The sequence below is a fragment of the Azospirillum humicireducens genome, from assembly GCF_001639105.2.
GTDB lineage: Bacteria > Pseudomonadota > Alphaproteobacteria > Azospirillales > Azospirillaceae > Azospirillum > Azospirillum humicireducens.
In genome coordinates this window covers 616,717-640,084 of the sequence record NZ_CP028903.1, presented here as the reverse complement: position 1 = coordinate 640,084, position 23,368 = coordinate 616,717, and the positions used below count along the sequence as shown (strand labels likewise).

The window sequence follows — 23,368 nt, the reverse complement described above, 5'->3', positions numbered from 1 at the left end:
TGTGAAAAGAAAAGGACACGAAAAACCCCTTTGTCGATGCATTGCAGCAACAAAGGGGTAAATCTCGTTCCAGATTCTATGTTTTTCAGTGCTTTATCAGCGCGCGGAAAGGGATCATTTGGGCTTGTGAGCCACCACGAACACCTCTGGCCGGAACATAAAGAGCTGACCAACCCTTCCGAGCTTGCGATTTAGGGTTAATGGAAGCCGTCCCAAAAATGCCTCAACCACGCGCACGTAGCCGAAATAGGCGCGGCTGGCGAAATGCAGGTTCAAACGTCGGCGCACCGCCATCGGAACCACATAGACCGCCTCGACGCGGTCGAATCCGGCCTGTCGCAGCATCGTCGCCGTCTCGCCCCAGCGGTATTCACGCAGATGCATGCAGACAGGCTCGTCCAGGCCGAACACCTCCGACAGGTCGGCGGGGCCGGCGTATTTGTGCGGCATGCTCAGGATATATTTCCCGCCCGGTTTCAGGATCGTCCGGACATTCGTCATGTGGGTGACGACGTCGTCGGGATGCATGTGCTCCACCACATGGGTGGAGATCACGCTGTCATAGCGGTCGGCCGGCTCGAAGCGGGCCAGATGCACGCCGTCGCTGTTCTTCCAGGTGATGTTGGAATCCTGTTCGATCCAGCTGGCGCCGCGTTCGCGCGTCACCTCGGTCGCGACGCAGCGGTAGCCGTGCCGGGCGAGATAGCGCAGCAGCCGCGCCTTGCCCGAGCCCACCTCATAGACATCCTGCGGCCCGCCCAGCAGGGTCAGGAAGTGGCGGAAATCCAACTCTTCATTGCGGGTGTGGGCGTCGTCCTCCGCCTCGTTCAGCCAGGGGCAACTGCTGTAGAGCGTGGTGTAGGCATTCTCGAAGGCATCCCAGCGCTCTTCCGGCTTCGTCGCCAGCAATTCGCGGGCAAGGCGCCGTTCCAAGTCCCAGTGCCGGTGAACCATCTCCGCCGTCAGCGGGTAGGTCGGCGAGAGGTGGAACTTCCGCCGGTAGCGCTCGACGAGGGCGTCGCCGCCTGCTTGGTCGGCGGGCAGGCGATCCATCGGCAATGTGTCGGCTGTGTTCTGCACGATCGACCTCTCCTTCAGGGTGCGCCGGACGCTTCGAGGGACTCTAAACGGGAGCAGGAGCGGACGCCCGCACGCGAAGGGGCGGGAGCGCGGGCCTATCGGAGGGGGTGGGATCCGAGAAGGGCGTACCCCCGACGTGCGCCGTACTGTGTCAGGACGGGACACCTCAGCCCGACCGCGCCTTGCCGGTCCGCGCCTTGTCCTGCAACGTAGTCACCACCGCCGCATAGAGCGGCAGCGGCCGGGAGTTCGCATCGTAGGGGGAGGGGTGGGGCTTCAGCTCCACATGCTCCCTGGCGATGAAATTCAGGTCGGAGCGCAGGTGCCACCAGCACAGCTCCTCCAGCCGGGCAGTGTCCAGAACGTCGGCCAGATAGGTGCGGGCCAGCTGGGCCATCGCCCGGTCCTTCTCCGCCCGCGACCAGGAGCGGGGCAGGCGGGTCTCGTCGACATCCATCTCCGTCAGATGGACGGACAGGCCGAGCCTGTCGACCGCGCGCAGGAACTTGCGCATGCCGGCGCTGTCATAGGGCTTGCCGCCGATCAGGTGGCTTTGCAGCCCGAGGCCGTGGATCGGCACGCCGCGCTTCACCGCCCCGGTCAGCCAGTCCAGCAGATAGGCGCGCTTTCGCTGCTGCCAGCCCTCGTCGATCTCGATGCCGAACTCGTTCAGCACCAGCTTCGCCTTGGGGAAGGCCTTGTGCACATGGTGGAAGAAGGGGTCGAGCCATTCCGGTCCCTTTTCCGCCCCGCCGGCCGCCACCCACCACATGCCGCGGCGGAAGCCGTAGCGGTCCTGCTGGCGCGGGTGGCTCTCCTCCGTCTCCCAGAAGAAGACCTCGTTGGCGACGTCGATGCGGTAGAAGATGTCGCCGTAGCGCTGGCGCACCGCCTCCACCACGCCGGTGAAGCGCGGCCAGACATTCTCCTCGCTCAGCGTGCCTTCGGGCGAGAAATAGGCGCTTTCCGAAATGCCCAGCTCCGCCTGCCGGGATGCCGGCAGTTTCATGTAGGGCGGCATGCCCATATGCTGCCAGATGATCGTGTGCCAGTTCGGCGTGGCGCCGATGGAGCGGGCCAGCTCCACCGCCGCGTCGAAGCGGCGCCAGTCGTAATTGCCCTCGGTGTGCTGGAAAACACCCCATTTGCCGCCGTTTTCCGGGGTGACGACGTCGCATTCCCGCGCCATCAGCCGGTCCAGCATCGGGTCTTCCGGGTCGATGTAATGGTCGCGTGCCGCACCATGGCGGATGCCCAGCGCCCGGCAGGCGTCGCGCAGCGTCACCGCCGGCTCCGCACCCGCGGCGGAATGGGAGGCGGCGGCTTCGGCCGGCGCCGGGCCGGAGGCGCCGCGGCAGCTGGCCAGCACGGCGCCTGCGGCGGCGGTCCACAGCAGTTCCCGCCGGGAGGGGCGCCATTTGGGAAGGCCGGGCTTCGGAAGCGTGATCATGGGGAGGGGCTTCTCCTCTGGTCGCGGTAGCCGGTCATGAAGAGGCCCCTCCTTCCGGGCGCCGCAGCGTCCGGAGGGAAAGGGCCTCGGGGCAGAAGGAGCTTTGTCAGGTCATCTTTTTCGGATCACCGGGCCGGCGTGCCGCTTACGGAGCGGTCCGCAGGGTGGTGTCGCCATAATATTTCCGGGTCGCCATGTAGCTGTTGTAGGGACCCTGGTAACCGCGCGACGCCGCCTTCTTCAGGTTCACGTCGGTCATGACCGCGACGAACTTGGAGTGGTCGATCGGACCCAGGTCGGCGACCGCCTGCAGGTCGCTGGCCGTGGTGTGGCCCCAGCGGCTGACGAACAGCACCTTGGAGGCGGCGCCGCAGACGATGCGGGCATCCGACACGGCCAGCGCCGGGGCGGTGTCGAACACCACCAGATCGAAGTGCGGCGACAGGCCGGCCATCAGATGGATCAGGCCGTCGACGTTGAAGCGGTCCAGCGTCTCCGGCATCAGGCGGCCGGCCGGGATCATGGCGTAGGGCGCCTGGTCGCTGCTGTGCACGATCTCGTCGAGGGTGGCGGTGCCGGCGATCCAGTCCGACAGGCCCTTCTTGGCCGACAGGTTGAACAGGCCGTCGATGCGCGAGCGGCGGAAGTCGGTGTCGACCACCACCACCCGGCGGCCGGCCTGGGCCGCGACCTGGGCGACGGCGAGGCTCATCGAGGTCTTGCCGTCCTGCGGGCGGGCCGAGGTGACGGCGATGGAGCCGACCGGACCCAGATCCGACAGGTGGTTGCGGAACAGGGCGCGCATCGATTCCGAGAACAGCGAGAAGGGATGGTTCTGGAAGATCTGGTCCAGCCGGCCGCGGGTGCCGCGGGTGGAGTGGTGCGGGACGATGTGGACGGTGCCGACGCCCAGGATGCGGCGGACGGCGTCCGGGGTGCGGATGCGGCGCTGGAACAGCTCGATGCCGAAGACGATGAAGATGGCGACGGCGAGCGAGGCGACGAAGCCGGCCAGCAGCAGGAGCAAGCGGAACGGACCCGACGGCTCATGCGGGACCTGCGGCGCCGACACCAGCTTGACGGCGGTCGGGAAGGCTCGGTTGTCCTGCTGGGCCTGCACCTCTTCCAGACGGCCGAGCAGGCTGTCCAGCAGCTGGCGCTTGGCCTGGGCCTCGGCCTCCAGCGTGCGCAGCGGCACGGCTTCCTCGGCCATGGTCTGGTAGCCGGATTCCAGCTTGGCGATCATGCCCTTCAGGGCGTTTTCCTGTTCGATGGCGACGTTGGCCGCCTCGCGGACGCCGGCGATCTCGTGGCGGACCTCCTGCTGCAGAGAGGAATTGGCCTCGTTCAGGCGGGCCTGCAGCTCCTGGATGCGCGGGTGCTTCGGACCGTACTGGCGCGACAGCTGGGCCAACTCGGTCGAGATCGAGGCGACGGTGGCGCGCAGCTGGGCGACGACCGGCGAGGCGAGGCTGCCGCCGTTGCCGGAGCTGCGCTCCAGCGTCTGGGCCTGGGCGACGGCGCGGGCGCGGAGAGCCGCGGCCTCGGCAAGGCGCAGGCGGGCCTGTTCCAGCTCGGTGGTGGCCATCAGGCCGTTGGTGCCGTTCTTGACCAGACCGGCCTTGAAGCGGACGGCATCGACCTTGGTGTCGGCCTCGGCCACTTCCCGGCGCAGGGTGGCGATGCGGTCTTCCAGCCAGGCGACGGCGCTGGTGGACAGGTCGCGGTCCATCTGCTGACGGGTTTCCATGTAGCGGCGGACGACGGTGTCCACCACCTTCTGGGCGATTTCCGGTTCGCGGGCGGTGTAGCGCACCTGGATCACGCGCGACCGGCCGACGATGCCGACCTCAAGGTTGCGGCGGACGCGGTCGAGGACGCCGTCGATGCTGTCGGCGGCGCGCGTCTCGCGCAGCTGGGTGTCCTTGGTCATGTCGTCGCCGTGAGCCAGCACCGCCTGGACGACGCCCGGCAGTTCGGGGCCGAACACGGCATGGGCCTGCTCGCGCGTCCAGGCGGTGGCGCGTTCGACGAAGGGCTTCGTCTCATCGGCCTGGGCCGGCGGGTTGAACTCCTGGTTCGTCGCCAGCTTCAGGTCGGCGACGGCCTGGCTCAGAACCGCGGTGGATTTCAGGATTTCGATCTCGCTGAGGATCGCGCCATCTTCCGGCGTGATCGAGTTCAGCGCCTGGTCTTCCGCCCGGACGACCCTGACCTGACGGTTGTCGACCAGCAGAAGGGCTTCGGAGGTGTATTTGTCCTTCATCAGCGAGACGGCGAAGGCCGACAGGGCCGTCAGCGCCAGCACGATGACGACGATCAGCGTCTTGTGCGCCGCCAGCACCCGCAGGATGAACCGGAAGTCGGGACCCATCGCCGGAGCGGGGCCGTCGAACTCGCGCGGCACATGGTGGCCGACCTGGGTTGGCCACGTCGGAGCTGGCGGCGGAGCCGGCGGCCCACCGTGGCTTCCAGGGCCCTGGCCTCCGTGGTTGATCTGGGGAAGGTTTTCCACGTCTCAAAGCTCCTTCTGGATGGGCGAGCGCCGGATCGCTGACGGGGTGATCCGGGTGGAAGCGGGCGCTGCGGTGCCCGTTTCGCGGGTGCGGAGGGAGGAGGCACGACGAAGGCGATAGGTGCTCCAGGCGAAGCCGAAGGCACCGATGCAATAGCGGCGGAACAGGCGGCGCGGTTCCTGCGCCAGCCGGAAGGCCCATTCCAGGCCGGAGCGCTGGACCGCTTCCGGAGCGCGCTTGAAGCGGCCGGCCAGGAAATCGACGATGGCGCCCCCGTTGACGATCAGCACCGGGTGGTCCAGCGCGCGCTTCAGCTCCGCCGCGACCTGTTCCTGCTTGGGCATGCCCATGGCGAGCAGGATCACGTCGGGACGGGTGGCCCGCGCCTGGGCGATGTAATGCTCCACCGGGTGGAAGCCGTGCTGCAGGTCGGCGTAGCGGTGCGGCGTCGTCGCTTCCAGAACGACGCGGGCGCGGTCCAGCCATGGGGTGGCGGTGCCGTAGATGGCGACGCTGCGGGGGAACAGCGATGTCAGCAGCAGCGGAATGAAGTCGGTGCCGTTCATGTTCAGGCCGGCCGGCATGCCCAGAACCGGCAGGATCGCCTGCAGCCCGATCCCGTCGCGCAGCAGGATGTCCGAGGCGGCGAAGGCGGCCAGCGCCTCGTCCGATGCCATGCAGACGTTCAGCCCGTGCGCGTTCAGGAAGGACAGCACCGTCGGACGGTCCGCCGTGCCCAGCCGGTCGACCAGGGCCCGGCGCTCGCCGTCGTTCGAAATGCACCGCATGCGCTCGATCAGTTCCAGGACCTCACGAGGATTCGGCATGCGCATCTCCCAAAAAATTAATCGGAGCGAAGAGTTGTTTGTTTCGCGCCGGACCCGGTTGCCGGTCCGGTCCGGCCGGTTCGGCGGCCGGCGGCGGCTAACCCGTTGGGGTCGGGCCACCAAACCTGCGTGGCTCTATGTGGCCGGTGCTCCCCCCTTTTCGCACGGGCGAGATCGGCGAAGCGGCGACGGATTCGAATTAGCCCGGCCTTGCTCCCTTCGGGGGATTCGGCTTGCCGAATCGGCCGATCAGACCCATAAAGTGAGGCCCTGGCCATAAAGAGAGACCCTGGCGCTCTATGGCTGTTGTCCGAGGGCGGAGCCATATCGGCCCGGCCGGACTGGCTACCCGACCGATGTGGCCGGCCGAGGCGCTTGCATGACCGGGGCAATTCCAAGAAAAGACGATCATGACCGACGACACTTCCGACAACGCCCGCTCGGGCCGCACTCCCGGCACCGCCGATGAATTCGACCGCCGCGATGCCCTGCGCGCGGTGGCCGCCGTGGTGCGCGGCGACGGGATCGAGGTGGATGCCGACAGCACCCCGGCGCGCTGGTCGGTCGCGGTCAACCACGTCGTCCAGATCCCCGGCACCGACCGGAAGCTGAAACTGCGCTTCAAGGTGGCGCTCGGGCCTCTGCCGGACATCGAGGCCGACCTGTGGGGCCTGCTGACCATCGACGAGGGCTTCGGTCGGCCGCAGGCCAAGGCGCTGGGCAAGCGGGTGAAGGGCGCCTGCCTGTCCTCTCCCGCCATCGCCAAGGCGAAGGACCGCGTCGACGGCTGGTTCGCGTCGATGGGACAGCGGGCGTCGGGCTTCGGCGAGTCCTGGCGGCCGAAGGGCTTCGCCGACGAGCTGGGCCGCGTCGTCGGCTTCGGCGGCCGGATCCCGCGCCTGCAGACCCTGCTGGATGCGATGGAGGAGGCGTTCTCGACCGCCGCGGCCCGCGCCGGCCTGAAGGTGCGGCGGGAGCGGCTGGAGAATGCGTCCGGCATGGGCGTTTATCTCGACAGCTTCACCACTGCCCGCGCGATGATCCGCAAGCTGCGGCTGTATGTCGGCCCGACCAATTCGGGCAAGACCCACGCGGCGATGGACCGGCTGGCCGAGGCGGAGAGCGGCTGCTATCTCGCGCCCCTGCGCTTGCTGGCGCTGGAAGGGCAGGAGGCGCTGGAGACGCGCGGCCGGCCCTGCAGCCTTGTCACCGGCGAGGAGCGCGACGTGCGGCCGGGTGCCGCCTTCACCTCCTCCACCATCGAGATGGTGAACACGTCCAAAGTGTGGGGCGCCTGCGTCATCGACGAGATCCAGATGATCGGCGATCCCGACCGCGGCTGGGCCTGGACCCAGGCGGTGGCCGGCGTTGCCGCTCCGGAGATCCTGATGACCGGCTCCGCCGACGCCATTCCCTATGTCAAGCGTCTGGCCGACGCGATGGGCGAGGAGCTGGAGGTCGTCGAATTCACCCGCAAGTCGCCGCTGCGCGTCCAGGAAGAGCGGGTGAAGCTGGACGAGGTGAAGCCGGGAGACGCCCTGATCGCCTTCTCGCGCAAGGACGTGATGGCCTTGCGGCACGACCTGCTGGGCCGCAACCACAATGTCGCGGTGATCTACGGCGCCCTGTCGCCGGAGGTCCGACGGGCCGAGGCCCGGCGCTTCCGCGAGGGCACCGCCGACGTGCTGGTGGCGACCGACGCCATCGGTATGGGGCTGAACCTCCCGGTCGCCCGCGTCGTGCTGTCCACCACCCGCAAATATGACGGGCGGGAGGAGCGCGAGCTGACCGCGTCGGAGATCCGCCAGATCGGCGGCCGGGCCGGCCGCTTCGGCATGCATGAGGAAGGCCGCGTCGCCGTGCTGGACGGCGAGAACATCAACCCGGTGCGCCGGGCGCTGACCTCGCCGCCGGTGCCGCCGGAAGACCCACGCTCGTGGATCTCCCCCAACCTCAGCCATGTCGAGGCCATCGCGCAGGAGCTGGACACCGACAGCCTCGCCAAGGTGCTGCGTACGGCCGGGCAGGAGCTGCTGCGCGCCAACCAGACCTTCCGCATGACCGACCTGGAGCAGCGCATCCAGGCGGCGTCCGCGGTGGACCGGGCCAAGCTGCCGCTGGCGCAGCGCGACATGCTGGCCCGTTGCCCGATCGACACCCGCGACCAGAACAACCTGCGCCTTCTGGGCGGCTGGGCGGTCAACCAGGGCAGGGGCATTCCCAATGCCGCCCCCGACGCGGCCGAACGTTTCCGCCACAGCGTCGGCACCGACGTGGAGCTTGAAAAGGCCGAGCGCGCGGTGAAGGAACTGACCGCCTATGCGTGGCTTGCCTACCGCTTCCCCGATGCCTATCCCGAGATGGATCTGTGCCAGGAGCGGCGGGCGCACCTGAACGCCTTCATCGAGCGGACGCTTGCCGAGCGCTCGCTCGCCCGCGCCTGTCCGGTCTGCGGCACGCGGCTGAAGGCCAACCACCGCTTCCGTGTCTGCGACAATTGCTACAGCAGCCGCGTCGAGGAGCGTCGCGGCGGCCATCGCGGCGGGCCGGCGCGCGCCAACGGCGAGAAGGCTCCGGGGCACCAGCACCATTTTCACCATCCGGTGAAGGAGGGTGGCCGGGATGGCGGACGCGATGCCGGCCGCGGCGCCCCCCGGACCGGCCGCGGACCGAGGCGGCGCAACGCGGCGCCTTGAGCTTCCTCTCCAGCAGCGGCAGAAGGTGGCTCACGCCGCCGCGCTGCTGTTCCGCCCGTCCCCGTCCCGGTTGGGCCAGCTGATCTCCTCCACCGTGCCGTTGTCGCCCAAGAAATAGCGGCGCAGCGGCGTCAGATCGGCGCCCAGTTCATAGACCAGGGGGCGGCCGGTGGGGATCTCGAACAGCGGGATGTCCTGGTCGGCGACAGTGTCCAGATGCTTGACCAGCCCACGAAGGCTATTGCCGTGCGCCGAGACCAACACTCTGGCGCCGAGCCGCAGCGCCGGGCCGATCGCCTCTGACCAGAAGGGAAGAACGCGGGCGGTGGTGTCCTTCAGGCTTTCGCCGCGCGGCAGATTCGACCGCGCCAGTCCGGCATAGCGGCGGTCGGTCACGGCGGAGCGGGGATCGTCCGGCTCGATCGGCGGCGGCGGGACATCCCAACTGCGCCGCCACTGGAACACCTGCGCCGCCCCATGGCGTTCCGCGGTCTCCGCCTTGTTCAATCCCTGCAATGCGCCGTAATGCCGCTCATTCAGGCGCCAATGCTTGTGCACCGGCAACCACAGCCGGTCCATGTCGCTGAGGACGAGGTGCAGCGTCTCGATGGCGCGGCTCAGCACCGAGGTGAAGGCGACATCGACGTCGATGCCGGCGGCCTTCAGCAGGTCCGCCGCCTGACGGGTCTCGGCGACGCCGCGGTCGGTCAGTCCGACGTCGGTCCAACCGGTGAAGCGGTCCTCCGCATTCCAGACGCTCTGGCCATGGCGCAACAGGATCAATCGGTGCATGGCGGGTCTCCTTCGCTGCGGCAGACGATTCGGCCGGCCTGGTCGGGGCGTGTGCGGCCGGACCCATCCGGTTCGAAACAGGTCCGCAACCTGCAGGTTCCCGCGGCGGATCGCCGCAGCGGTTCGGCCGGGAGAACCGCACCGGGAACCGTTTCAGCCCGATTTCATGATTGCTTCCGGAGACACCAATTATGTCAGCGGCGAAATCGTGGCGACATACTCGGACAATAAACGTGCGGTAGCGTCGGTGCTGTTGAAATTGCCGGCCCGGCCGGCCCCTGCGGAAGGAATTGGACGATGGCGGAACCGGATGCCGGAACGCAGATATCCTCGCGCCGCACAGCGGGCCTGCAGGGAACGCCCACGCTTTCCGATTATCGCTCCAGCAACCTGACAACCTTGCGTACCGAGGCCACGATGCTGCATCATCATGACGTCATCTCCAGAGCTGTGTCGACCGACCGCGAGATCACTCTGGAGGCGCTTCGTGTGTTCACTTATCTGAGCCGGAGGCTCCATTTCGATCGCTCCGTTCCGGTGCTCCAGTCCGAACTGGCTGATGCGCTGGGCATGCAGCGGCCCAATGTGAACCGGGCCATCAAGCTGCTGGAAACCAAGCAGATTCTTCTGCGGGAATCCAAACTGGGGCGCGCGATCACGTTCCGGCTGAATCCGGGACTGGAGGGCGGCCGGGCCTGAGTGTTTGGTCAGGGATGGAATGATCGTCGAGACCCGTGAGCTGTTCTTCACAAATTCCGCCCTGAAGAAAGCCATAGCCTGGTATCAGAAGGCTCCAAACCAGACGGACCTGCCTCTGGGCGTCGTCACTTCAGTGATGCCCACCTACGATGGTGGGCTTTCGGTGCAAATCCAGCAGAGCGGCGCCTCCAAATCGCGGGAGGTCGTGTTCACGCCCAGCAAGACGCTGGCGCTGCTACTGTTGTTCTGCCGCCGCCAGAAGGTTCCGATTCCCCGCGATGCCGGGAAGGAGCTTGAGACGGCCGAAGACGGACTGATCCTGATCGTGCGTGGTGAGACCGCCACGAACGCCCCGCCACCCTGAGCCGCCGTCATATCGAGTTCCGATCGTCCGGGCTCCCTACCGGACATGGGCCTCCCCTGTCGTAAGCCGCCGCGCACCCCGCGCGTGCGGCTATTTTTTCGTGTCCGTCCACATGAAATCTTCGACTCTTCCCTGAATACAAGGCTGAATCGGCCGCGCATTCACCCAATGGGTGTATTGATTATGATGATTGTCATAGTCGCCAAGGTGCATCGCGCTGCATTTCTTCGTGTGATATTATCTCAGGACGCGGTGGAGCTAAGCTGTTGTTCCGATAGAATTCGCCCATTGGGTGATGCTCCGCCGCTTTGCCGGTCGAACATTCGCGAGATCGGAAGGATCACCTTGTCGGGATCGGTTTTTGTCAAATGAACCTTTGATTGTCCATTCCAGTTGGATCGCAGCCTGCCCACATCTTTGCCGAGGACCGCTCCCTGATGACGTTCACGCACCCGAAGCCGTTGCTGCCGATGCGGCGCTGGCAGGCTCCGCCGGTTCTGCCGGCGCCGGCCTGACCGGATCGGGTCGTCGCATCGCATGTCCGACCTTCGCATGCCATCCTCCGACGGTGCCGCCGACAGCCGTTGGCGCTCTTCCACGCTTCTACGCCGGATCGCCGCTTCCCCCCGTGCGCTGCTGACCGTCCTGTGCACGACACTGGCCCTGCTGGGTACAGCGTCCTGGGGCGCCGTCACGCTGCTCGATTACCGGGATACGCTGGAACGCTCAGAGCGGGAGGCGCGGCAGGCCGCGGTCCTGTTCGACAGCCATGCGCGTGGCGTGCTGGACTCGAGCGTCAATCTGCTGGAGCGGATCGCCGGCCGCATGGATGGCCGCGGCATCGGGAGTTGGGCCGAGCGCAGCCTTGCCGAAGCGATGGCGGTGGAGCGATTCGGCCGCATGACCCTGATGAGTGCCGATGGATCGGTGCAGTTCGGACCGTCCGTCGCCTTTGCCGAGCCGGAGACCGCCGACGGGCTGTCCCTGCTGGTCCGCCCTCTGCCGCCGGGGGAGGAGCATGCGATCCAGCCGGCGGCCGGTCATATGGCCGGTCAGCCATCCATTCTCCTTGCCCGCCGAATCCACGGCGTCACGGGCGCTCTCGACGGGGCGCTGCTGGTCGCGGTGCCGCTGTCGGCATTGACACCGGTGCTGAACGCCTTCGCCGACGATACGCAACGCCTGGCCGGGCTGTACCGCCCGGACGGCTTGCGGCTGGCCGGCGAGGGCGCCGCGTCGCTTGGCATCCTGCCGCGGCTGGGGCCGGGTGCGGAACGGGTGGAGGCGGAGTGGACGTTCGATGGTGAGCGGTCGGTCCTTGGCCTGAAGCGGATGACCCGCCTGCCGGTCCTGTCGGCGGTGGCGATCCCGCGGGCGGTCGTTCTGGCCCCATGGTATACCCGGATGGAGCGCGGGCTGGCAGTGATCGTCGCCGGCGTCGCGGCGCTTGCCGGATTGTCCCTGTTGGGCGTGGCCAGTCTGCGGCGCGAGACCGCCGCCCGCCATGCGCTGACCGAAGCGAACGCCCAGCTGGAACTGGCGAACGCCCAACTCGAACAGCGTGTGGAGGAGCGCACGGCCGCCCTCAGCTCCGCCAATCTGAAGCTGAGCCGGGCGCTGGAGGAGAAGGAGCGGGCCAATCAGGCCAAGGGACGCTTCCTGTCAGCCGCGAACCATGATTTGCGCCAGCCTTTCCAGGCGTTACGGCTGTTTCATCACATATTGATGGAGCGTCTGAGCGACCCGCGCGACCGCAGCATAGCCGAGAAGATGGGTGAGGCGCTGGATGCCGGGGAAAAGCTCCTGCATGCCCTGCTCGAGGTGGCGACGCTTGATGCCGGCGTGGTGCGGCCGCAACTGGCCGACGTGCCGGTTTCCGCCGTCCTCGATGATCTGGTCGCCGAGTTCCGCGGAATGGCGGCGGACAAGGGGCTGGTCCTGCGTGCCATGCCGGCGCGCATGGTGATCCGCACCGACCGGATGCTGTTGACCCGCATGCTTGGCGATCTGGTGCGCAATGCCATCCGCTTCACCGACGCCGGGCGGGTCACCATCGGTTGCCGGCACCGGGGACGATGGCTGCGCATCGAAGTATGGGACACCGGCGCCGGCATCCCGGCCGAACAGCTGGAGAACATCTTCGAGGACTTCGTGCAGCTCGGCAATCCCGAACGCGACCGCCGGCAGGGGCTCGGCCTCGGCCTCGCCAAGGTGCGGCGCAAGGCGGCGCTGCTGGGCCATGCGGTGGAGGTGCGGTCGCTTCCCGGCCGCGGTTCCGTCTTTGCCGTCAATGTGCCGGTGGTGGGAACCGAACGGCTGCAGACGGCGGTGACGATGCAGGACACCGCTCAGGCCGAAGCCGGCGACCGCCTGATCCTGGTGGTGGAGGATGACCCGGTCCAACGCGACGCCGTTCGCCTGCTGCTGGAAAGCTGGGGGCACCGCGTGATCGAGGCGGTCGACGGCGAGGCGGCGCTCGCTCTGTTCGCCGGAAGCGCCGGTGGGCTGACCGATCCGCCGAATCCGGACATGATCGTCAGCGACTTCCGCCTTCCCGGCCGCTTCACCGGAGTCCAGACGGTGACCAAGGTCGGCGAACGGCTTGGCCGGGCCGTACCGGGCTTGATCCTGACTGGAGACACCGCGCCGGAGCGCATCCGCGATGCGGTGGCGACCGGTTGCCGGTTGCTGCACAAGCCGGTGACACCGGACGATCTGCGCGACGCCATCGCCGCAATCCTGTCGGAACGGCCGGCCGGCAGGTCGGCGGAGGGCGGCGAACAATCCCTGGAAGACCAGTCGGTGGCCTGAGTTAACCCTTTCTGAAGCCGGCTGCTGCCAAACTGCTGACGGAAAGGGAGTTCATGGGGTCATGGTGCAGAATCGCACGCTCAAGCGTCTCGAACAGGCGCAGCTCGACCAGGCAGTGCGGCGGCACGAGATGTTCCGCAATGCCCGGGTGGGCGGCGCGCGCGCCAACCTGTCCTTCTGCGATCTGTCCGGGCTCGACCTGTCGGGCCGCGACCTCGCCCATGCCGATTTCGTCGGGGCCGGCCTGCGCGGCGCCAACCTGTCTGGGGCGCGGCTGGACTGTGCCTCCTTCTTCGTCGCCGATCTGCGGCAGGCGAATTTCGACGGCGCCAGCCTGATCAAGGCCGACCTGCGCGGCGCCTGCCTGCGCGGCGCCATCCTGGTCGGCGCCAACCTGTTCGAGGCCGATCTCCGTGACGGCTCTCTGGCCGAAAAGGACCGGTCGGGCCATCTGCACATGGTGCAGATCGACTCCAGCCCGGCGGAAGCGGATGGCGCCGATCTGTCCGGCGCCAACCTGACCAACGCCCGGATGTCGGGCATCATGGCGATCCATACCGACTTTTCCGATGCGGTGATGCGCGGCTGCAAGCTGGTTCGGGCCACCATGCGCGGCGCCAACTTCACCGGCTCCAACATGGAGGGGGCCGACCTGTCCGGCGCCGATCTGCGCGGTGCCTGCCTGCGCGGGGCGGTGCTGACCGGCGCCACCATGGTGATGACCGACCTGACCGACGCCGACGTGGAGGAGGCGCTGACCGACAAGCCGGTCGGGCGGGTGGTGGCGGAACTGGGGCGGTCGCTGGAGGATCTGCTGGCCGACCACATGGCCTGGGTGGGATCGAGCGGGGCGCAGGGCGCGATGCTCGACCTGTCGGGCTTCGACCTGCGCCATGCCCCGTCGCTTGCCCACATGTGCCTGACCATGCTGCGGGCTCAGGGGGCGACGCTCTACGGTCTCGACCTGTCGGGCGTGCAATTGCAGGCGGCGGTGCTGGACAAGGCGGACCTGCGCGGTGCCAGTCTTGCCGACGGCGACCTGCGCGGCGTCAGCCTGCGGCACGCGAAGCTGAACAACGCCAACCTGCGCAACGTGAACCTGCGGCCCCTGGTCTTCGACGAACAGCGTTCCCGCCCTGCCGATTTGTCGGGCGCCAAGCTGCGCTACGCCGACCTCAGCGGCGCCTGCCTGCGGTCGGTCAATCTCGGCAACGCCGATCTGTCCTTCGCCAACCTGCGCGGCTGCGACCTCGCCCGGACCGACCTGACAGGCGCCAAGCTGTTCGGAGCCAAGCTGGAACGCCGTTCCCTGGCCGAGGGAGCGATCCTCGACGGCGTGGCGGGGCTGAAGCTGTAGTCAGGCGGCGCCCGGCACCTTCCGGGCCAGCCGGCGCAGCTCCAGTGCTGCGCGGTCGGCGATGCGCTGCGCCTCCACCAGGATGCCGGTCAGGTCGCCGACCTCCGGTGCGATCTCGCCCGCCGCATCGGACATCGCGTCCAGTTCCGCCGCCGCCTTCTCGATCAGTCCGGCCACCACGCCCGCCGGTCCGGCGGCGCTGTCGACTCCAGTCATGGGAACACCCATTTTAAAAATGTGGTCTTTCCCGAGTGTGTCGTATTCCTGCTTGCGGCGCAACGTCTTCTGCTGCACCGCACAAGCGCGGCATGGGCGTTCCCCCCCACCGGCAAAGCCCGCTTGCGCCGCCGGTTGCGGCGGCGGTACACACGGGAAGGCCGCCCGCAGTGAAAAGGTCCATATGATGCCGGAAACTGGTCCGTCCGACCGCCTGTCCGCGGCGGCCGATGCGCTGCTGGTCTTTCTCGCCGACCGGCAGGTCAACGCCGAGAAGCTCAACAGCTTCTCCGCGCTTTGCGAGGAACTGCGCCGCGATCTGGACCTGGACAGCCGGCTGGCGCTGGCGGAACGGATCGAGCGCCAAGCACCGCCGAACGATACGATCCGTCTGCGCTCGGTCCTGTTCCTGTTGACCGGCGACCTCTACCACTACGAACGGATCCTGCATTATCTGCTGCTGGGGGGCGACAGTGCCGATCCGGCGGTGCTGCATTTCGTCCACTGGTGCATGATGCGGCAGCTGTTCCTGGGGGTGGCCCAGGGAGAGAAGCAGGCGAGCTTCGTGCCCTGCGATCTGTTCCGCTACTACACGGCCTTGGTCAGGCAGCTGGCGCGGCGCTGGGGGCTGACACCGGCCCCTGCGCCTCTGCGCGACGGACCGATCCGCCGCGTGGCGCTCGTCACCAACCAGTTCACCAACCAGGGCCATCAGCCGACCCGCGACTGTTTCGACTTCGCCGCGCGTCTGCAGGATGATTTCGGGCTGGACGTGGCCATCATCAACGTCAATTGTCTGCCGAACCGGGTGGAGAGCGTCTTCATCCCGCCGATGGTGGCGGAGGTGGCAGCCGACCTGGAAGGCGTCTTCGCCTTGAAGATGTTCGGCCGGCAGGTCAAGGTCGCGTCCTTCACCGAACCGGCTTTCAGCCAAAGCAAGCTGAGTGTGATCGTCGATAGCATCGACGGCTACGATCCCGACCTGATCGTCGCGTTCGGTGGATCGAACATCGTCGCGGATCTGTTCGCCGATGCGGGCGCCCGTCCGGTGGTGTCGATTCCCACCAGTTCCGGCATCACGCTGTCGCTGGCGCCCATCGTGCTGGGATATGAGGAGGAGGACCACACCCGCTCGGTCCCCGCTCTGTACCGGGCTCCCTTCGCCCGCCGTTTCCGCCCCTTCACCTTCGGCTTCACGCCGCCGCCGTCGAACGGCATGCGTGTCGAGACCGGTTTTCCCGACGGGACCGCGCTGTTCGTGGTGGTCGGCACCCGTCTGGACAAGGAGGTGCAGGCCGAGATGCTGGACCTGTTCGACGACATTCTCGATCTCAGTCCGGGCGCGGCACTCGTCTTCGCCGGCGAGGTGCGCGAACTGCCCGGCCGGCTCGGCCCGCTGCGCAACCGGGACCGCATGCGCTGCCTCGGTCATGTCGCCGACATTCGCGCGCTCTATGGCAGCTGCCGGGTCTTCCTCAACCTGCCACGGCAGGGCGGCGGGGGTGGCACGGCTTACGCCCTGGCCGAGGGGGTTCCCGTGGTCACCTATGGTTGGGGCGACGGTGCCAGCGTCTCCGGCCCTGAATTCTGCGTGGCGGACCGTGATGCCTATCTGGACCGTGCCGTGAGGCTTGCCGTGGACGCCGACGCCCATGCTGCGGCGGCCGCGGCGGCCAGGGAACGTTTCGCCATGGTCGGCGACCGGCGCCGCTGCGTCGAACGGCTGCTGGCCTATGGCGAGGAGGCGCGGTCGCTGTTGCGCGCCGAACGCGCCGGCACGAATTAACCTTCCTTCACGTTTTCGTGGAAGACTGATCCAGCCGTCCCGTTTCCCGTTGGAAAGCCGACCCTTGCCGAACGCCGATCCCGCCCGTTCCTCGACAGCCCGTCCCTCCATGTCCATCGCTGGCCGGCCGATCGGGCAGGGCCATCCGCCCTATCTGATCGCGGAGATGTCGGGGAACCACAACGGCGACCTCGGCCGCGCCCTGGCGCTGGTGGAGGCGGCGAAGGAGGCGGGGGCCGATGCGGTCAAGCTGCAGACCTACACCGCCGACACCATCACCATCGCCCATGACGGTCCGGGCTTCCGGCTGGAGGGCGGGCTGTGGAGCGGGCGCACCCTGCACGACCTCTACCGCGAGGCCCACACCCCGTGGGACTGGCATGTGCCCCTGTTCGAACGGGCACGGGCGCTGGGGCTGACCATCTTCAGCTCCCCCTTCGACGAGACCGCCGTCGAACTGCTGGAGGAGTTGGAGGCGCCGGCCTTCAAGATCGCGTCCTTCGAGCTGATCGACCTGGCCCTGATCCGCCGCGCCGCGCGGTCGGGCAAACCGCTGATCATGTCCACCGGCCTTGCGACGCTGGGCGAGATCGAGGAGGCGGTGGCCGCAGCCGGCGACGTGCCACTGGCCCTGCTGCATTGCGTCAGCGGCTATCCCACTCCGCCGGAGGATTGCAATCTCCGGACGATTCCGCATCTTGCGGAGAGTTTCGCCGGCATCGCCGCCGGGCTGTCCGACCACAGCCAGGGCATCGCCGTGCCGGTCGCCGCCGCCGTGATGGGCGCGACGGTGATCGAAAAGCACTTCACCCTGTCGCGCGCCGACGGCGGCGTCGACAGCGCCTTTTCCCTGGAGCCGGCCGAATTCAAGGCGATGGCCGAGGCCGTGCGCACGGCGACCGCCGCCTTGGGCCGCGTCGACTACACGGTGAAGCCCAGCGAGGCCGGGGGGCGTGACTATCGCCGCTCGCTCTATGTCGTCGCCGACGTGGAGGCGGGGGAGCCGCTGACCGCCGCCAATATCCGCTCCATCCGCCCCGGCTTCGGCATGGCTCCGAAGCACCTGCCCGACGTGCTGGGCCGCCGCGCCGCCCGCCGTTTGCGCCGGGGAGAGCCGCTGGGCTGGGAGATGCTGGCACCGCGAGGGGAGGACCCACATGGATAAGCCGCGCATCGTTGCCGTCTCGCAGGCCCGCATGACCTCCACCCGGCTGCCGGGAAAGGTGCTGCTGCCCGCCGCCGGGCGGCCGCTGCTGGCCCTTCATCTGGAGCGGCTGTCCCGCACGCCCGGCCTTGATGCGGTGGTGCTTGCGACGACGGTGAACGTCACCGACGACCCGGTGGTGGAGTGCGCCGAAAGCCTCGGCATTCCCGTTTTCCGCGGAGACGAGCAGGATGTGCTGGGCCGATTCGCCGGTGCTGCGGCTGCGGCGCAGGCGGATCTGGTGGTTCGGGTCACCGCCGACTGTCCGCTGATCGATCCGGTGCTGGTCGGCCGCCTCATCGCCGCCTTCCGCGACGATCCGTCGCTGGACTATCTGTCGATCGACAGCACCCGGTATCCGCGCGGCCTGGATGCGGAGATCTTCCCGCGCCGCCTTCTGGACGAGGCTGCGGCGAGCGCCGCCGATCCGGCCGAGCGGGAGCATGTCACCCCCTACATCTACCGCCGTCCGGAGCGTTTCCGGCTGGGGACCGCTCTTGCGCCGCTCGAACCGGTCGAGCCGCCCGATCAGCGCTGGTGCGTGGACGAGCCTGCCGATTACGAGCTGGTGCGCCGTCTGATCGAGGCTCTGTTGCCCTTCAATCCCGCCTTCGGATGGCAGGATTGTTGCAAACTGCTTCGCGACCACCCCGATTGGATGGACATCAACCGTTCGGTCCGGCAAAAGTCGCTGCACTGACGAGACGCGCCCGTCCGGTGGCCCATCCGGATAAAGAGGGCCGGTCGATCGGACCCCACCGGTCCGGCTTCACGAGGCCCATCAAGGAGATCAGCCTATGGATCGCAAAGACTTCCTGCTCGCTCTTGACGAGATGCTTGAACTGGATCCCGGCACGCTGACCGGCGACGAGGCTCTGGAATCGCTTGACGCCTGGGATTCGCTGGCCGTCATCAGCTTCATCGCGCTCGTCGACGAGAAGACCGGCGTGGTGGTGGAAGGCGAGAAGCTGGCCAAGGCCAAGACCGTCGCCGATCTGCTGGCCCTGGCGGGTGCCCCGGTCGCGGCCTGACCGGTGCCCAGGACTGTTTCCAAGCCTGTTTCGGAAGGCAGCCGCCTGCGCGCCGGTGTCGCCACCGTCGCCGGCGGTCCGGCGGCCTACCTGTCGGTGGGCAGCGGCGGCGTGCCCGTCCTGCTTCTGCACGGCTTCGCCGGCGATCGGCTGACCTGGCAGTTCAACCTGTCGGCCCTGTCGTTGCGGCGGCGTGCGGTCGCGGTGGATCTGCCGGGCCATGGCGGCTCCACCCCCGATGTCGGCAGCGGCCGGGTGTCCGACTTCGCCCCCTGGCTGCTCGAATTCCTCGATGCGCTGGAACTGCCGCGGGTGCATGTGATCGGCCATTCGATGGGCGGTTACGTCGGGCGCGAACTTGCCCTGCTGGCGCCGGAGCGGGTGGCGAGCCTGACCCTTCTGTCCAGCGCCGGCCTGGGAACGCCCTTCGACCTCGGCTTCCTCAGGCGGGCAATCGCGCCGGCCGGCGTTGAAGAGGGACGGGACTGTGCGGCCCGTCTGTTCGCCGGTCCGTCGCCGCTGATCCCGCGCTTCGGCGAGGTGCTGCACGCCCAGGGCGCCGACCCGGTTCGCCGGGCGGGGCTGGAGCGGATCATCGATGTTTCCTTCGCGATCCATGCCGACGGCGGCCCTCCGGTGGAGTGGAGCGCCTATCCGATGCCGATCCAGGTCCTGTGGGGGCGGGCCGACCGGATCATCCCGCTGCCGCCCGCCGACCGGCTGCCGCCGGGTGCCCCGTTCCGGATTTTCGACGGCGCCGGACATCTGCCGCACATCGAGGCCGCCAGTCCGGTGACTGCCGCCATCCGGGCCTTTCTGGACGGTTGCGACGATGCCCATAGCCAGAGCTGACCATCCCATGAGCCACCATCCCGCCCCCAGCCCCATCTTCGCCCTCATTGCCGAGGAGCTCGGCCGCATCGCCGCCGACAAGGGAGAGGTGCTGCCGCCGCTGACCGCCGACAGCCGGTTCCTTGACGGCGGCCTGCCGATCGACTCCCTCGATCTTGCGACTCTGCTGGTGGTGCTGGAGCAGCGGACCGGCCAGGATCCCTTCCGCGACGGTTTCCGCCAGTTCACCACGGTCGGAGAATTGGCCGCCCTCTACACCGTCCCGGCATGACCGGGTGCCGCCCCGCCTGGATCCATCCCGCCTTCCGCCTGATCGAGGGGGAGGACCTTTTCGGCTGGCCGGAGCTGGCCGGGCTGGCGGTGCCGGCCGGCGGCGTGGTGTTGGCCGACCGGCCGTCGCGCGTGCTGGCGGCGCTGGCCGCCGCCGAGGCGGCGGGACAGGGGCTGCTGCTGGCCCGCGGCGCGGCGGATCCCGGCGGATGGCAGCCGGGGCAAGGGCAGGGGCAGGGGCAGGGGTTTTCCGTCACGCTGGAAAGCTCCGGGACCACCGGGACGCCCAAACGCCTGCGCCATGAGTTCGACCGGCTGCGCGGCCGGCTGCGCGGCGTGGAGGAGGAGGGGGCGCGCTGGCTGCTGACCTACGATCCGGGGGCCTTCGCCGGCCTGCAGGTGATGCTGACCGCGGCGGCGGCGGGCGCGCAACTGGTCGCCGTGCCTGGAGGCGCTTCCGGTGGTGGCGGCATCGCCGGTCTGGCGGAGGCTGCGCGTCGCCATGCCGTGACCCATGTCAGCGGTACGCCGAGCTTCTGGCGTGCCTTCCTGATGGCGCTGGGCGACGCCGGGTTGCCGCTCCGTGCGGTGACGCTGGGCGGGGAGGCGGCGGACCAGCCTCTGCTCGACCGGCTGGCGGAACGGTTTCCCGGCGCCCGCCTGCGGCATATCTACGCCTCGACCGAGGCGGGGGCGCTGTTCGCCGTCGCCGACGGCCGCGCCGGCTTCCCGGCGGCCTGGCTGGACGACGCGCCGGACGGGCTTTCCCTGCGCATCGTCGACGGCGTGCTCGAGGTGCGCAGTCCGCGTGCGGCACCGGGGATCGCCGATGCGGACGGCTGGCTGTCCACCGGCGATCTGGTGGAGCGGCAGGGCGACCGGCTGCTGTTCGCCGGCCGGCTGGACGGGCTGGTCAATGTCGGCGGGGTGAAGGTCTCGCCGGAAGCGGTGGAGCGCCTGTTGCTGGCGGTCGGCGGAGTGGCCGAAGCCGCGGTGTCGGCGTTGCCGAGCCCGATCACCGGACACCTCCTGACCGCCACCATCGTGCCGGCGGCGGGCTCCGACTTGGAGGTCCTGCGCGTCGCCCTGCGTGCCGCGACCGCAGACCTGCCTCCGGCCGCGCGACCGCGCGCCCTGACCTTCGCCGACCATATCCCGCTGAGTGCGGCGGGCAAGAAAAGCCGAAAGGGAGCCGCATGACCGCGCCCGCAGCCGCAGCCGCATCCGCAGCCGAGGAACCGAAGCGTCACGTCATCGTCACCGGGGGAAGCCGAGGTCTCGGCCTTGCGCTCGTGGAGGCGCTGCTGGCCGACGGCTACCGGGTGTCCACCTGCAGCCGTTCGTCCTCCGAAGCGCTGGAGCGGCTGGCCGGCCCCGACCTGTTCTGGCGGTCCTGCCGCATCGGCGACGGCGACGACGTGCGCGCCTTCTTCGACGCAGCCGTGGCCTGGGGCGCCGCGTCGCCGCTGTGGGGGCTGGTCAACAATGCCGGGATCGCACGCGAAGGCGTGCTGGCGACCTTCCCGGAGGTGGATGCCGAGGCGGTGATCCAGACCAACCTGACCGGAGCGCTCCAGGCCGCCCGCGCTTTCCTGCGCGCCAAGCTGGTCGAGCGGGGCACCGGTCCCAGGGGAGGGCGCATCGTCAACATCTCCTCCATCATCGGGCAGCGCGGCTATGTCGGGCTGGCGGCTTACTCGGCGTCCAAGGCCGGGCTCGACGGACTGACGCGGGCGCTGGCGCGCGAGGTCGGGCGGCGGGCGATCACCGTCAATTCGGTGGCGCCGGGCTATCTCGATACCGAAATGTCGGGCACCCTGTCAGACGGGCAGCGCGACCAGATCGTGCGGCGCACGCCGCTCGGCCGGCTCGGCACCGCGGCGGACGTGGTGCCGCCGGTCCGGTTCCTGCTGGGCGACGGTGGAGCATTCATCACGGGGCAGACCCTTACGGTGGATGGCGGCATCACCTGCTGAGGCGGTGCCGGTCAGGCCGCGGGGGATGGCCGGGTGTGACAGCCGCGTGTGATGGCTGTGGGTGAAAGGGGGGGCGGAAATGGTCGCCAGCCGGATCGACGGGGTTTGCGTGCGCGGCATCGTCGGCTGCGTGCCGGAAGGGCGCGAGACGGCCGGGGATCTGGCCCGCCGCTTCGGCGAGGATGCGGCGCGCAGGATCGCCGCCGCCACCGGCATCGAGGAGCGGCGGATCGCCGCCCCCGGCCAATGCACCAGCGATCTGGCCGAAGCCGCGGCGCGCCGTCTGCTCGACGGGCTCGGCTGGGAGCCCGGCAGCATCGACCTGCTGGTCCTGGTGACCCAGACCCACGACCACACGCTTCCGGGCACGGCCTCGCTGCTGCACCGGCGGCTGGGGCTGCGGAAGGGAGCCGCCGTGCTGGATCTCACCCATGGCTGCTCCGGCTTCGTCTATGGCCTGTGGACCGCGGCGGGACTGCTGAAGGCAGCCGGGCGGCGGGCGCTTCTGCTGGTCGGCGATACCACGTCGCGTCTGGTCGATCCGGATGACCGGACGGTGGCGCCGCTGTTCGGCGACGCCGCCGCGGCGACCGCTCTGGAACTGGACGGCACCGCGGCGCCGATGGCGTTCGACCTCGGCAGCGACGGTGCCGGCGCCCCGTACCTGACAGCGGAGGGCGGGGCGATGCGCCATCCCGACCGGGCGGCGCGCTTGTTCATGGATGGAACCCAGGTCTTCGCCTTCACCCTGCGCGAGGTGCCCGGCAGTTTGCGGGCTGCGCTCGACGCCGCCGGCTGGACGATGGAGACGGTCGACCATCTCGTCCTGCATCAGGCCAATGCCCAGATGATCCGCCATCTCGGCCAGAAGCTGGGCGTGTCGGCCGACCGCACGGTGCTGGCGTTGCGGGATGTCGGCAACACCAGTTCCGCCTCCATCCCGCTGGCGATCGCCGGTGCGCTTGCGGCGCCGCTTTCGGCCGGAACGCGCCGTCTGCTGTTGTCGGGCTTCGGCGTCGGATGGTCCTGGGGCAGTGCCGCACTTGCCGTCGGGCCGCTCGCGATGTGCGAAACGGTTGTCCTTGCCGGCAGGAAATACCCGGCAGATTCTGCCGCCCCGGCAAGCCCTGCCGTCTGACCGGCAGATTCTGCCGGGAGATCGGCAAATTTTGCCGGGTGCTATTCTGCCCACCGGCACGGATTACCAAGGAAACCCGGCAAATTTGAACTGGCCCGCTTCTTGCCTACCCCTTTGGCGGGGGAATTAGTCCCCTTCCGGTAATCGGCACCTCCAAAGAGATGGGCCGCCGGACATCGATCCTCCAAAGGAGTGGCCGCCATGGCTGGCAATGTTACCCTCTCGTCCTCGATGCGGACGAACCTGCTGCAACTGCAGAGCACGCAGGAACAGATCAACAAGAAACAGAACATCCTGTCGACG

20 protein-coding genes are annotated in these 23,368 nt (G+C 68.6%); 14 read left to right on the top strand and 6 right to left on the bottom strand.

The genetic code is table 11. The annotated features are described in order from the left end of the window. Positions 1-114 precede the first annotated feature (114 nt). From A6A40_RS20465 to A6A40_RS20450, 4 genes are all read right to left on the bottom strand, one after another. The gene (locus tag A6A40_RS20465) at positions 115-1,080 is read right to left on the bottom strand and encodes a class I SAM-dependent methyltransferase (RefSeq protein ID WP_108547721.1); all 966 of its coding nucleotides are present in this window, start codon (positions 1,078-1,080) and stop codon (positions 115-117) included. A gap of 166 nt (positions 1,081-1,246) precedes the next feature. Further along, positions 1,247-2,530, bottom strand: coding sequence for an endo-1,4-beta-xylanase (locus A6A40_RS20460; RefSeq protein ID WP_108547720.1), 1,284 nt, complete (start codon positions 2,528-2,530; stop codon positions 1,247-1,249). A 145-nt stretch (positions 2,531-2,675) separates the two neighbouring features. After that, positions 2,676-5,045 (bottom strand): GumC family protein, encoded by a 2,370-nt coding sequence (locus tag A6A40_RS20455; RefSeq protein ID WP_167562502.1) that lies wholly within the window; start codon positions 5,043-5,045, stop codon positions 2,676-2,678. 3 nt (positions 5,046-5,048) lie between these two features. Then, entirely contained in the window at positions 5,049-5,873 is an 825-nt protein-coding gene (locus tag A6A40_RS20450; protein WP_108548049.1) for a WecB/TagA/CpsF family glycosyltransferase, read from the bottom strand. Between the two features lie 410 nt (positions 5,874-6,283). Between A6A40_RS20450 and A6A40_RS20445 the strand changes: the two genes are divergently transcribed. Further along, positions 6,284-8,569: a helicase-related protein gene (locus A6A40_RS20445; RefSeq protein ID WP_108547718.1), complete on the top strand. Its 2,286-nt coding sequence runs from the start codon at positions 6,284-6,286 to the stop codon at positions 8,567-8,569. Positions 8,570-8,599: 30 nt separating this feature from the next. Here A6A40_RS20445 and gpmA read toward each other — a convergent pair whose 3' ends face one another. Then, positions 8,600-9,361: a 2,3-diphosphoglycerate-dependent phosphoglycerate mutase gene (gene gpmA, locus A6A40_RS20440; RefSeq protein ID WP_108547717.1), complete on the bottom strand. Its 762-nt coding sequence runs from the start codon at positions 9,359-9,361 to the stop codon at positions 8,600-8,602. A gap of 297 nt (positions 9,362-9,658) precedes the next feature. On the opposite strand from gpmA, the gene A6A40_RS20435 reads away from it, so the two are divergent. From A6A40_RS20435 to A6A40_RS20420, 4 genes are all read left to right on the top strand, one after another. Continuing rightward, positions 9,659-10,060 carry a cyclic nucleotide-binding domain-containing protein gene (locus A6A40_RS20435; protein WP_108547716.1) on the top strand — a complete coding sequence of 134 codons (402 nt, stop codon included), beginning with the start codon at positions 9,659-9,661 and terminating at the stop codon, positions 10,058-10,060. Between the two features lie 19 nt (positions 10,061-10,079). Further along, a complete protein-coding gene (locus tag A6A40_RS20430) occupies positions 10,080-10,424 on the top strand; it encodes a hypothetical protein (protein WP_108547715.1) in 345 nt (114 codons plus the stop codon). Positions 10,425-10,961: 537 nt separating this feature from the next. Continuing rightward, a complete protein-coding gene (locus A6A40_RS20425; RefSeq protein WP_108547714.1) occupies positions 10,962-13,235 on the top strand; it encodes a hybrid sensor histidine kinase/response regulator in 2,274 nt (757 codons plus the stop codon). Positions 13,236-13,296: 61 nt separating this feature from the next. Further along, positions 13,297-14,592, top strand: coding sequence for a pentapeptide repeat-containing protein (locus tag A6A40_RS20420; RefSeq protein WP_108547713.1), 1,296 nt, complete (start codon positions 13,297-13,299; stop codon positions 14,590-14,592). Here the strand turns inward: A6A40_RS20420 and A6A40_RS20415 are convergent, their stop codons facing one another. After that, on the bottom strand, positions 14,593-14,808 hold the full coding sequence (locus A6A40_RS20415) for a hypothetical protein (protein ID WP_108547712.1): 216 nt from the start codon (positions 14,806-14,808) through the stop codon (positions 14,593-14,595). Positions 14,809-14,992: 184 nt separating this feature from the next. Here A6A40_RS20415 and A6A40_RS20410 point away from each other — a divergent pair, with 184 nt between their 5' ends. The 9 genes from A6A40_RS20410 to A6A40_RS20370 all read left to right on the top strand — a co-directional run bounded on the left by A6A40_RS20410 (position 14,993) and on the right by A6A40_RS20370 (position 23,065). Further along, complete coding sequence (locus A6A40_RS20410; RefSeq protein ID WP_108547711.1) at positions 14,993-16,594, top strand: glycosyltransferase; 1,602 nt, start codon at positions 14,993-14,995, stop codon at positions 16,592-16,594. 109 nt (positions 16,595-16,703) lie between these two features. Then, positions 16,704-17,759: a pseudaminic acid synthase gene (gene pseI / locus A6A40_RS20405; protein ID WP_108547710.1), complete on the top strand. Its 1,056-nt coding sequence runs from the start codon at positions 16,704-16,706 to the stop codon at positions 17,757-17,759. Beyond that, positions 17,752-18,498, top strand: coding sequence for a cytidylyltransferase domain-containing protein (locus tag A6A40_RS20400; protein ID WP_108547709.1), 747 nt, complete (start codon positions 17,752-17,754; stop codon positions 18,496-18,498). Before pseI ends, A6A40_RS20400 begins: the two co-directional genes overlap by 8 nt. Before the next feature lie 97 nt (positions 18,499-18,595). Beyond that, positions 18,596-18,829 carry an acyl carrier protein gene (locus A6A40_RS20395; protein WP_108547708.1) on the top strand — a complete coding sequence of 78 codons (234 nt, stop codon included), beginning with the start codon at positions 18,596-18,598 and terminating at the stop codon, positions 18,827-18,829. Between the two features lie 3 nt (positions 18,830-18,832). Beyond that, positions 18,833-19,681, top strand: a complete 849-nt coding sequence (locus A6A40_RS20390; protein ID WP_108547707.1) for an alpha/beta fold hydrolase — start codon at positions 18,833-18,835, stop codon at positions 19,679-19,681. A 7-nt stretch (positions 19,682-19,688) separates the two neighbouring features. Further along, positions 19,689-19,952: an acyl carrier protein gene (locus tag A6A40_RS20385; protein ID WP_108547706.1), complete on the top strand. Its 264-nt coding sequence runs from the start codon at positions 19,689-19,691 to the stop codon at positions 19,950-19,952. Next, complete coding sequence (locus tag A6A40_RS20380; RefSeq protein ID WP_108547705.1) at positions 19,949-21,151, top strand: AMP-binding protein; 1,203 nt, start codon at positions 19,949-19,951, stop codon at positions 21,149-21,151. The genes A6A40_RS20385 and A6A40_RS20380 overlap by 4 nt, the downstream gene beginning before the upstream one ends. Continuing rightward, positions 21,148-21,927 carry an SDR family NAD(P)-dependent oxidoreductase gene (locus tag A6A40_RS20375; protein WP_108547704.1) on the top strand — a complete coding sequence of 260 codons (780 nt, stop codon included), beginning with the start codon at positions 21,148-21,150 and terminating at the stop codon, positions 21,925-21,927. The genes A6A40_RS20380 and A6A40_RS20375 overlap by 4 nt, the downstream gene beginning before the upstream one ends. A 79-nt stretch (positions 21,928-22,006) precedes the next feature. Then, positions 22,007-23,065 (top strand): 3-oxoacyl-ACP synthase III family protein, encoded by a 1,059-nt coding sequence (locus A6A40_RS20370; RefSeq protein WP_108547703.1) that lies wholly within the window; start codon positions 22,007-22,009, stop codon positions 23,063-23,065. Positions 23,066-23,368: the final 303 nt, after the last annotated feature.

Excerpts from the sequence above, each read along its gene's own strand:
- A6A40_RS20460 (WP_108547720.1), bottom strand. The coding sequence starts at position 2,530 with ATGATCACGCTTCCGAAGCCCGGCCTTCCCAAATGGCGCCCCTCCCGG.
- A6A40_RS20450 (WP_108548049.1), bottom strand. The coding sequence starts at position 5,873 with ATGCCGAATCCTCGTGAGGTCCTGGAACTGATCGAGCGCATGCGGTGC.
- A6A40_RS20445 (WP_108547718.1), top strand. The coding sequence starts at position 6,284 with ATGACCGACGACACTTCCGACAACGCCCGCTCGGGCCGCACTCCCGGC.
- gpmA (WP_108547717.1), bottom strand. The coding sequence starts at position 9,361 with ATGCACCGATTGATCCTGTTGCGCCATGGCCAGAGCGTCTGGAATGCG.
- A6A40_RS20435 (WP_108547716.1), top strand. The coding sequence starts at position 9,659 with ATGGCGGAACCGGATGCCGGAACGCAGATATCCTCGCGCCGCACAGCG.
- A6A40_RS20430 (WP_108547715.1), top strand. The coding sequence starts at position 10,080 with ATGATCGTCGAGACCCGTGAGCTGTTCTTCACAAATTCCGCCCTGAAG.
- A6A40_RS20425 (WP_108547714.1), top strand. The coding sequence starts at position 10,962 with ATGTCCGACCTTCGCATGCCATCCTCCGACGGTGCCGCCGACAGCCGT.
- A6A40_RS20420 (WP_108547713.1), top strand. The coding sequence starts at position 13,297 with ATGGTGCAGAATCGCACGCTCAAGCGTCTCGAACAGGCGCAGCTCGAC.
- A6A40_RS20415 (WP_108547712.1), bottom strand. The coding sequence starts at position 14,808 with ATGACTGGAGTCGACAGCGCCGCCGGACCGGCGGGCGTGGTGGCCGGA.
- A6A40_RS20410 (WP_108547711.1), top strand. The coding sequence starts at position 14,993 with ATGATGCCGGAAACTGGTCCGTCCGACCGCCTGTCCGCGGCGGCCGAT.
- pseI (WP_108547710.1), top strand. The coding sequence starts at position 16,704 with ATGTCCATCGCTGGCCGGCCGATCGGGCAGGGCCATCCGCCCTATCTG.
- A6A40_RS20400 (WP_108547709.1), top strand. The coding sequence starts at position 17,752 with ATGGATAAGCCGCGCATCGTTGCCGTCTCGCAGGCCCGCATGACCTCC.
- A6A40_RS20395 (WP_108547708.1), top strand. The coding sequence starts at position 18,596 with ATGGATCGCAAAGACTTCCTGCTCGCTCTTGACGAGATGCTTGAACTG.
- A6A40_RS20385 (WP_108547706.1), top strand. The coding sequence starts at position 19,689 with ATGAGCCACCATCCCGCCCCCAGCCCCATCTTCGCCCTCATTGCCGAG.
- A6A40_RS20380 (WP_108547705.1), top strand. The coding sequence starts at position 19,949 with ATGACCGGGTGCCGCCCCGCCTGGATCCATCCCGCCTTCCGCCTGATC.
- A6A40_RS20375 (WP_108547704.1), top strand. The coding sequence starts at position 21,148 with ATGACCGCGCCCGCAGCCGCAGCCGCATCCGCAGCCGAGGAACCGAAG.
- A6A40_RS20370 (WP_108547703.1), top strand. The coding sequence starts at position 22,007 with ATGGTCGCCAGCCGGATCGACGGGGTTTGCGTGCGCGGCATCGTCGGC.